Source organism: Nitrospira sp. BLG_1, assembly GCF_047338595.1.
Lineage (GTDB): Bacteria > Nitrospirota > Nitrospiria > Nitrospirales > Nitrospiraceae > Nitrospira_D.
Window position 1 is genome coordinate 1 of record NZ_JBLFBO010000075.1, and the last position, 8751, is coordinate 8751.

Sequence of the window (8751 nt, forward strand, 5' to 3'; positions counted from 1 at the left end):
GCCATGACGGCGGAGATCGGAATCATGCGGATCACGGAACAGATCGATGCGCTCGACACCATGGCCGTCAATCCGCTCCAATACCTGATTGCGCCAAAATTGGTCGCAGGATTGATCGGTGTGCCGCTCTTGGTCGCGATTTTTGACGTCGTGGGAATTTATGGTGGCCACGTTGTGGGAGTTGAGCTGCTAGGGGTGAATGCCGGGACGTATTGGAATTCCATAGAGTCTGCGGTTGAGTGGAAAGATGTCTACGGCGGTATCCTGAAATCCATCAGTTTTGGGCTGATTATCAGCTGGGTTTGTTGTTATAAGGGATTCTTTACCAAAATGAGTGCCGAGGGGCTGGGCAATGCCACGACCGAGGCGGTCGTGCTGTCGTCGGTCCTGATTCTCGTGTGGGATTACTTTTTGACCGCCCTTCTCTTTAATCTGTAATCATGTTGAAGCTTGTCGGGGTGACGAAGACCTTGGGTGGGCAGCAGGTATTGAGAGGCGTCGATCTTGCGGTGCCGGAAGGGAAACTCACGACGATCATCGGGCGCAGCGGAGAAGGCAAGAGTGTCTTACTGAAGCACATGATCGGCTTGCTCCAGCCTGATTCTGGAGAGGTATGGGTCGACAACGTGGAGATTTCGCGGCTTCGTGGGCATGCGCTGAATGAGGTGCGCAAGCGATTTGCGATGTTGTTCCAGGGAGCGGCGCTGTTCGATTCGCTGACGGTTTTTGAAAACGTGGCCTTTCCCCTTCGGGAGAAGCTCCGATTGAAAGGACAGGAGGTGACCAGCCGGGTCGAGGAAAAACTCGATCAAGTCGGCTTGACCGGGATGGGACATAAATTTCCGGCAGAATTGAGCGGAGGGATGCGCAAGCGCGCAGGGCTGGCCCGCGCGCTGGTCATGCAGCCCGAGATCATGCTTTTCGATGAGCCGACCACGGGACTTGATCCCCTCATGGCCAAGTCGATTCATGATCTGATTACGAGTATGCAGCGAAGGTTTCGGTTTACCGCTGTGATGGTGAGTCATGAAATTCCTGAAATCTTTGAGATTTCAGACTACGTGGCGATCTTGAAACAGGGGAAAATCGCGGCGATGGCCGAGCCCTCTGAGTTTCAACGAACCACTGATCCGGAAATCAGGGAGTTTATTTCGGTGGGAGGGACGGTGCTGATAGGAAACTCCGGTTCCACAAGCTAAAGGAGTGTCGCGATGGAGAAGGCCAAACTGGAGATGATCGTCGGTGTATTCGTACTGATCGGGGTCGTCTCGCTGGGGTATCTCTCGATCAAGCTTGGGAAATTGGAACTGATCGGTGGGGATCTCTATGAGGTCGATGCATTGTTCAACTCCGCCACAGGATTAAAATCCGGGGCAGCCGTGGAAATCGCCGGCGTTGAAGTGGGCCGCGTCAAGGCCATCAGCTTGAAGGAGGATCGGGCTCTCGTCCGACTGGGGTTGCACAATGGGACGAAGCTCTATTCCGATACGATTGCATCGATCAAGACGAGAGGGATCATCGGTGAAAAATATCTGGCGCTGTCGCCGGGTGGAGGGGGCGATCCGTTGAAACCGGGTGAAACCATTCGAGATACCGAGTCCGGTCTCGATTTGGAGGAACTGGTGAGTCAATATGTGCACGGGAAAGTCAATTAATTTGAACGTATGGATTCCTGCACGAAGGGATGAGTCGCCGTATTAAGGGAGCAGGTGAGGATATGACAATGAGGAAGTGGTGGAACAGTGGAGTCATGTTCCGTTGGCCCGTCGTGGTGTTCGTGCTCATGGCGATGGTGATTGTGGCCATACCGATCCCAAGTGCTGCGGGGGATCCAACGGCAGCCATGAAGGTGACCATCGATGAAGTGCTTCGGATCGTACGGGATAAAGACCTCAAACAACCGGCAAAAACTGAAGCGCGTCGACACATGCTTGAAACAGTGGTGGCCGCCCGATTTGATTATGCTGAAATGTCTCGTCGGGCTCTTGGCGCTCCCTGGAATCAGCTGACAGACCAACAGAAACAGGAGTTCGTCGATCTGTTTCGGACCTTATTGACGAATTCGTATGCTGATAAGATCGAGACCTATTCCGGCGAAGGTGTGGAATATCTCAATGAGCGCACGGAAAAAGAGTATGCCGAAGTCAGGACAAAAGTGCTTTCAGGGAAAACCGAGATTCCTCTGGATTATCGATTGATCAATAGAGCCGATGAGTGGCGGGTCTACGATGTCGTCGTGGACAATGTCAGCTTGGTGAATAATTACCGTGGACAGTTTACGAAAATTCTTCGTGCCTCTTCCTACACGGATCTCGTCGACCAGCTCCGCAAGAAATCCGACAAGCTCAAGGCTCCATAACGCCGGTCCTGAAGTGATGACGACGTGTATGCGTAGCCTTGCGATTCGCTGTGTCTTTGTATTGTGCGCGACCGTTTGTCTTGCGCCTCGTAACGAGGTTCAGGCCGAAGTCAAGCTGTTCCCGATCCCTGCCGTCAGCAGCAGCAAGAACGACGGCAACGATATCGGACTGATTGTGCCGGCTCTCTTTACTGGGCCGGATGGCGATCTCAAGTATTTGGTTGCGCCGATGGTGGTCTATAACTCAATCGTGGGAACCCGAGGCACCGTTAATTTGTTTCGGTATGAGCCGGGTGGAAAGGAGCTGCGAGGCATCGCTTCGTGGACAGAACGGATCGAGAGGAAGTTTTTGTTGAGCTATGTGGACCCGGGATTCAGCAACGGCCGATACAGTATTGGATTCAGTGCGATGCATTTCAAGAATGCGACGGTCCGGTTTTTCGGGCTGGGACCCACAACACACAAGGATGATGAGACAAACTATACGGCGTCCGAGACGAGATTGAATTGGAAATTCGGCGTCTACGCCAATGAAGTGACGCAGATTGCGGTGAGCCAACGGCTCCGCCATATGCAATCGATTCAGGAAGGTGCGACTGACCTTCCGTTTTCAGGGGCCAATTTCCCGAATGCTCCCGGCGTCGGGGGAGCAACCATACTCGGCCAGCGGATCAGCTTCCACTATGATACTCGGAACAATCTTGTGACGCCGACCGATGGAATGGCGGTGACGGCCTATGCCGAGCTGAACTACAACTTCAAGAACAGCGACCATCCACTCTATTCACGGTACGGGGTTGATGTGAAGAAAATGTTCGCCAGTGAGTCCAAGCGGGCCATTTTGGTGGTGCACGGAGAACTGCAAGCGACAATCGGCACGGACGTGCCGTTTTTTGAGCAGAGCTCGCTCGGTGGACAAAATACGTTGCGCGGTTTTGGTGTGGATCGATACATCGACAAACAGATGATTGCCTTCAGTGTCGAAGAACGGATTCATATTCTGCGGGCACGTCTTGCGGGAGTCATGGCCGATTTCGAAATTGCGCCCTTTATCGACACAGGCCAAGTGTTCAACTCGTTCAAAAATGTCAGCTTCAAAGACTATCGCATTACGCCAGGCATCGGATTTCGAGGGATCATTCGCCCGAACGTCGTGGGACGGATCGACTATGGTTTCAGTAAGGAAGGGGGAGCTATTTTTGCCGGATTGGATTTCCCATATTAGTAAGCCGGCATCAAACCCTTCCTGCCCGCATGACAGTTGAGAGCTCAGAGTGCCTGAGGTCAATTTTGAATAGCCGATAGGATGCTCAATATGGCATTCGGCAAGGGGCCTTCCGGTATGAGGTGCAGCGCAATCACTGAGATTAATTTGGTGGAGCCTCTTGAACCTCTGAACGCGAGGGAACTCAAGGATCTTTTGGCATCCTGCTCGCTGCGAGCTGGGCGAGGTCGATGACTTCAGTAGAGTTCGTGTCGCGGACAGCGTGAGTGGTTTCTGATGTCCGTGTGCCTTCCGTAAGTACTTGACTTCATGTGGTTTCTGTGTGAAACTTCACGGAAATTCGCTCCCTGATTATGTGAAGAGGTAGCGTATTCCTGCCAAAGGCGGTGAGCGTCTGATGGTAGACAAACGAAGGAGAGCATCTATGTCCATCCTGAAAAAGATCCATAGCCCCGCTGATCTGAAACGACTATCTCCAGACCGGTTTCCGGCGTTGTGCCAAGAGATTCGTGAGCAGATCATCGGTGCGGTCTCCAGTGTCGGTGGACACTTGGCCTCAAATCTGGGGGTGGTTGAGCTCACAGTCGCCTTGCAGTATCTCCTTGATACGCCGACCGACAAGATTGTCTGGGACACCAGTAACCAGTCCTACGCGCATAAACTGCTCACGGGTCGCCGAGAACAGTTCCATACGCTTCGCCAGTATGGAGGGTTGAGCGGGTTCTGTAAGCGGGAAGAAAGTGAATACGACACATTCAATGCTGGACATGCCGGGACCGGGGTGTCGGCAGCGTTCGGTATGGTAGAAGCTCGTGAACAGCTGAAGCAAAAACATAAAGTCGTGTGTGTCGTCGGTGACGGGGCAATGACGGCCGGTATGACGCTCGAAGGTCTGCACCATGCCGGAGGGCTCGGCAAAGATTTCCTCGTGATCCTGAACGACAATCAGATGTCAATCTCAAAAAATGTCGGGGCGATCTCTGCCTACTTGAGCCGAACGATTACCGGCGAGTTTTACGGGAAGATGCGTGAAGAAACGGGGCAGTTGCTGGGAAAGATCCCCCATATCGGCAGTGATATGCAAAAGCTTGCCCGTCGTGCCGAAGAGCTTGCCAAAGGCGTGATTCTTCCCGGATTGCTGTTCGAGGAGCTTGGGTTTCAATACAGCGGTCCTATCGATGGGCACAACTTCGAACATCTCCTTCCAACACTCGAGAACGTACTGAAAATGAGGGGACCGGTCCTTCTCCATATCATTACGAAGAAGGGACTGGGGTATGAGCCGGCCATGAAGAATCCTGTATGGTTCCATGCCTGCCCGCCGTTTGTTCGCGAGACGGGCACCCCCGCGAAAAAAGCCGCGCGCCCTTCATACACGGCGTTCGCAATGGATACCTTGGTCAAATTGGCCCGTGAAGATAAACGCATTGTCGCCATCACGGCGGCCATGTGTGAAGGCACAGGCTTGACCGCGTTCGAGAAAGAATTCCCCGATCGTCTCTACGATGTCGGGATTGCTGAACAGCATGCCGTGACATTTGCGGCAGGGCTTGCGGCGCAAGGGCTGAAGCCGGTCGTGGCGATGTATGCGACGTTTCTTCAGCGGGCCTATGATCAAGTCGTGCACGACGTGGCGACGCAGAATCTTCCTGTGGCATTCTGCATCGATCGTGGTGGCCTTGTGGCTGAGGATGGCACCACTCACCACGGCGCGTTCGACTACGCCTTCTTGCGTCACGTTCCCAACATGGTCGTGATGGCGCCAAAAGATGAGAACGAGCTTCAGCATATGATGAAAACAGCTCTGGATTATAATGGCCCGATTTCAGTCCGGTATCCGCGAGGAGTGAGCCTGGGCGTCAAGATGGACACGGCTCCGCACACGCTCCCCATTGGGAAAGGCGAGTTGCTGAAGGATGGGACGGATGTGGCGATCATGGCAATCGGGGTCTCCGTATGGCAGGCGATGGAGGCCGCGAAGCGACTCAGCGAGGAAGGCGTCTCTACGGCGGTCGTCAATAGCCGGTTTGTGAAGCCGCTCGATCAGGAACTGGTCGTGGATGTGGCGAAACGGGTTCGGTATGTCGTGACGGTTGAAGAAGGCTGTAAGATGGGCGGGTTCGGCTCTGCGGTGCTCGAGACGCTGGCGGAGTCCGGTGTTTCCAATGTGAGAACCAAGGTCCTTGGTTTGCCTGATTGGTACATTGAGCAGGGACCTCAAGATTTGCTCCGGGAGCGATATGGACTGACGGCAGAAGGCATTTATCAAAGTGTCAAAGAGCTCCTCGGGAAGGCGACGGCAGAAAAAGTGCACTTTGCCGGGACTACACATGCCGGTCATCTTCCGCATGGAGATGAACAAGGGAGTTAAAGGAACGTGAGCAGTAAAGGGTAAGGCGAGCCACTAGATGCATATTACGAGACGAAAGACTCGGCAGATTCAAGTTGGCACGGTAAAGATCGGTGGCGATGCTCCGGTGTCTGTGCAATCGATGTGCTCGACCGATACGCGTAATGCCGACGCGACCATCGAGGAGATCCGCCGGCTCGAAGAAGTCGGATGCGAACTCATCCGTGTTGCCGTGCCGGACGAAGAAGCAGCTGCCGCCCTCCCGAAGATCAAAGCCGCAATGACGGTGCCGTTGATCGCGGATATTCATTTCGATCATCGTCTCGCTTTGCGAGCGGCAAAGATCGTCGATTGCGTCCGTATTAATCCAGGCAACATCGGCGCCTGGTGGAAAGTCGAAGAAGTCATCAAGGCGGTCAACGACAACGGCGTTCCGATCCGTGTCGGGGTAAACGGCGGATCGCTCGAGCGGCACTTGCTGGAGAAATACGGCTGGCCCTCCCCAGAGGCCTTGGCCGAGTCGGCGTTGAATGCCGTTCGTTCGCTCGAGGATGTCGGCTTCACCAATATGAAGGTGTCGCTCAAAGCATCCGATGTGCACCATGCGATTGATGCCTACTACCTCTTTGCGATGCAATCGAACTATCCGTTGCATATCGGCATTACCGAAGCCGGCACGGCGATGACCGGCGCGGTGAAGTCGGCCATGGGTCTTGGATATCTTCTCTCGCAGGGCATCGGAGATACGTTGCGGGTGTCGCTTGCCGCCGATCCGGTCGAAGAAGTGAAGGTCGGCTACGAGATTCTGAAGTCGCTTGAGCTGCGCCATCGGGGAATCAATGTTATCGCCTGTCCGACTTGCGGAAGAGTTGAAATCGATGTCGTCCGTATGGCGAACGAGCTTGAGAAGAAGCTCGGCCATATTAAGACTCCGTTGAACGTATCCGTGCTCGGCTGTGTCGTGAATGGGATCGGAGAAGGGAAAGAGGCCGATATCGGCATTGCAGGTGGTGAAGGGAAAGGTATTCTGTTCAAGAAGGGGAAGCTTGTCAGAAAAGTTCCAATGGAAGAATTAATGGACACATTGATTATGGAAGTGGAGCAGCTCGCGAAGGAAAAAGAAGCGGAGGGGAGCGGCGAGCCGGTTGCTTCTGTTGCTGCCAACGGATGGGAACCTGTTATTCCTCAGGGCGATCAGCCCTCAACGCTCGGCAAAGAAATTCCAGTCCTGCCTCACAGGTAGTTCAGCTCTCGCACTACGGCGTTTCGCACCTGTTCAGTTTTCCTTTGGACATGGCTGCTCAAAGAAACAATTGACGTGTGGTTTCGGCGCATGTCACTGTGCGTGGCAGCATGCAATTGCAATCGATCATCCATTGGACTTGTGATCTCGCCAAGTCTCCCTTCTTCATCCGACTAGCAAAGCTCGGCCTTACTATTGCTGCGGTCGTACACGGCTACATTATTTCCTTCGGGCGGTCGTATCACTTCCGTGACATCGATATCCATCGCGAAATCGGGCGACGTTTTGTCACCGGGGAATATCTCTACGCCAACGATTACTGCTACATGTATCTGCCGACCACCGGCATCTACTTCGCTCCCTTGCTCATGCTCGACCGGAATCCGAGCCTGGCGCTTCGTTATGCCGTGGCCATCGGCTGCTTGGTCATGACAATTGTCTTTTTCCACCGGATGGTATGCGGTTTGTCACAGCCGCAACCGTGGAGTCGGCTGCTGGTGGGAGTCGGTGCAGGAGCATTGACCCTGCAATTCATCCTGAACGATCTCGACGACGGTGGCCCGCACCTCATGCTGCTAGGGATTATAACCGGCGCTGTCTACGCAATCTGGATTGGGAGAGAGCGACTCGGAGCTGCCTTGATGGGGTTCGGCATCGTCCTGAAGATTACGCCTGCACTCTTCGTCCTGTTGTTTCTCTGGAAGCGGCAATGGCGGCTTGCCTCGTACACGGTCCTCGCGACCGTTCTTTGGATTCTGCTGCCCATTCTCTACATGGGACCGACGAGTTGGTGGGATCATCACATAGAATGGACGAGCAATGCGGTGTTATCAGTATTCGATCGACAGGTGGAGGGGCGACAGGAAAATGAGCTGCAGAAGGCTAACCTTTCTCTCCGCCATACTATGCTACGGTACCTCGTGACGTATCCCCCAACTCATCGATTGCGGCAAGTCGATGAGAGTTACAAGCCGGTGTTGGATCTTCCCGCACCGCTGGCGAATGCCATCGTGGGGGTGGCTGCACTCGGTATCGTCGGACTGTTCGCCTGGTCGAGTCGGCGAACGTTTCAAGGGCCTGGAGATTCAGAATGGGGACGAGAGTGCGCGGGAGTCCTCCTGTTGGCACTGTTTCTTTCGCCCATCACGTGGGACCAGCATCTCGTCTGGATGATACCAGCGGCCTGTATCGTTGTAGCCGCCGCAACAAAGATGAGCGGATCGTTGAGCCGCACGGGGTACGCGATGTTGGTGGCCTATGTGGTATTAACCATGTTACTGAACTATGAAGTCGTGGGGAGAGCCAGATGGGAAGCGCTGAAGAGTTATCACCACCTCGGTTTTGCCATGCTCATCTTGTATGGACTCCTTCTCAGTACAAAATGTAAGGGGGCTTCCTCTACTATCCAGTCCCAGTCGATGCTTCCTTCCTCTCGTCCCGTCACGAATGAGATTTAATGCGCTTGTGCCGTTCTTGTCTTGAGTTCTAGAAAACGAAGCGCTTATAATGCCGCTCCCGGGGCGCCGTACCCAAGTGGTAAGGGAGCAGTCTGCAAAACTGCGATGCAGCGGTTC

Annotated in this window: 8 protein-coding genes; all 8 read left to right on the forward strand. The window is 54.1% G+C overall.

What is annotated here, in order from left to right; translation table 11 throughout:
• Positions 1-438: MlaE family ABC transporter permease (locus ACMTNU_RS19735; protein WP_413937006.1), on the forward strand; the 438-nt coding region annotated here is incomplete at its 5' end.
• Positions 439-440: 2 nt separating this feature from the next.
• Positions 441-1199, forward strand: coding sequence for an ABC transporter ATP-binding protein (locus ACMTNU_RS19740; protein ID WP_413937007.1), 759 nt, complete (start codon positions 441-443; stop codon positions 1197-1199).
• A 12-nt stretch (positions 1200-1211) separates the two neighbouring features.
• The gene (gene mlaD, locus ACMTNU_RS19745; protein WP_413937008.1) at positions 1212-1655 is read left to right on the forward strand and encodes an outer membrane lipid asymmetry maintenance protein MlaD; all 444 of its coding nucleotides are present in this window, start codon (positions 1212-1214) and stop codon (positions 1653-1655) included.
• A gap of 62 nt (positions 1656-1717) precedes the next feature.
• Complete coding sequence (locus ACMTNU_RS19750; protein ID WP_413937009.1) at positions 1718-2359, forward strand: phospholipid-binding protein MlaC; 642 nt, start codon at positions 1718-1720, stop codon at positions 2357-2359.
• Positions 2360-2387: 28 nt separating this feature from the next.
• Positions 2388-3584, forward strand: coding sequence for a BamA/TamA family outer membrane protein (locus ACMTNU_RS19755; protein ID WP_413937010.1), 1197 nt, complete (start codon positions 2388-2390; stop codon positions 3582-3584).
• A 424-nt stretch (positions 3585-4008) separates the two neighbouring features.
• On the forward strand, positions 4009-5955 hold the full coding sequence (gene dxs / locus ACMTNU_RS19760) for a 1-deoxy-D-xylulose-5-phosphate synthase (protein ID WP_413937011.1): 1947 nt from the start codon (positions 4009-4011) through the stop codon (positions 5953-5955).
• Positions 5956-5992: 37 nt separating this feature from the next.
• Positions 5993-7177: a flavodoxin-dependent (E)-4-hydroxy-3-methylbut-2-enyl-diphosphate synthase gene (ispG, locus tag ACMTNU_RS19765; RefSeq protein WP_413937012.1), complete on the forward strand. Its 1185-nt coding sequence runs from the start codon at positions 5993-5995 to the stop codon at positions 7175-7177.
• Positions 7178-7287: 110 nt separating this feature from the next.
• Positions 7288-8634: a glycosyltransferase 87 family protein gene (locus ACMTNU_RS19770; protein WP_413937013.1), complete on the forward strand. Its 1347-nt coding sequence runs from the start codon at positions 7288-7290 to the stop codon at positions 8632-8634.
• Positions 8635-8751 lie beyond the last annotated feature (117 nt).

What these genes read in the sequence shown, in the direction of transcription:
- ACMTNU_RS19740 (WP_413937007.1), top strand. Translation starts at nt 441, where the DNA reads ATGTTGAAGCTTGTCGGGGTGACGAAGACCTTGGGTGGGCAGCAGGTA.
- mlaD (WP_413937008.1), top strand. Translation starts at nt 1,212, where the DNA reads ATGGAGAAGGCCAAACTGGAGATGATCGTCGGTGTATTCGTACTGATC.
- ACMTNU_RS19750 (WP_413937009.1), top strand. Translation starts at nt 1,718, where the DNA reads ATGACAATGAGGAAGTGGTGGAACAGTGGAGTCATGTTCCGTTGGCCC.
- ACMTNU_RS19755 (WP_413937010.1), top strand. Translation starts at nt 2,388, where the DNA reads ATGCGTAGCCTTGCGATTCGCTGTGTCTTTGTATTGTGCGCGACCGTT.
- dxs (WP_413937011.1), top strand. Translation starts at nt 4,009, where the DNA reads ATGTCCATCCTGAAAAAGATCCATAGCCCCGCTGATCTGAAACGACTA.
- ispG (WP_413937012.1), top strand. Translation starts at nt 5,993, where the DNA reads ATGCATATTACGAGACGAAAGACTCGGCAGATTCAAGTTGGCACGGTA.
- ACMTNU_RS19770 (WP_413937013.1), top strand. Translation starts at nt 7,288, where the DNA reads ATGCAATTGCAATCGATCATCCATTGGACTTGTGATCTCGCCAAGTCT.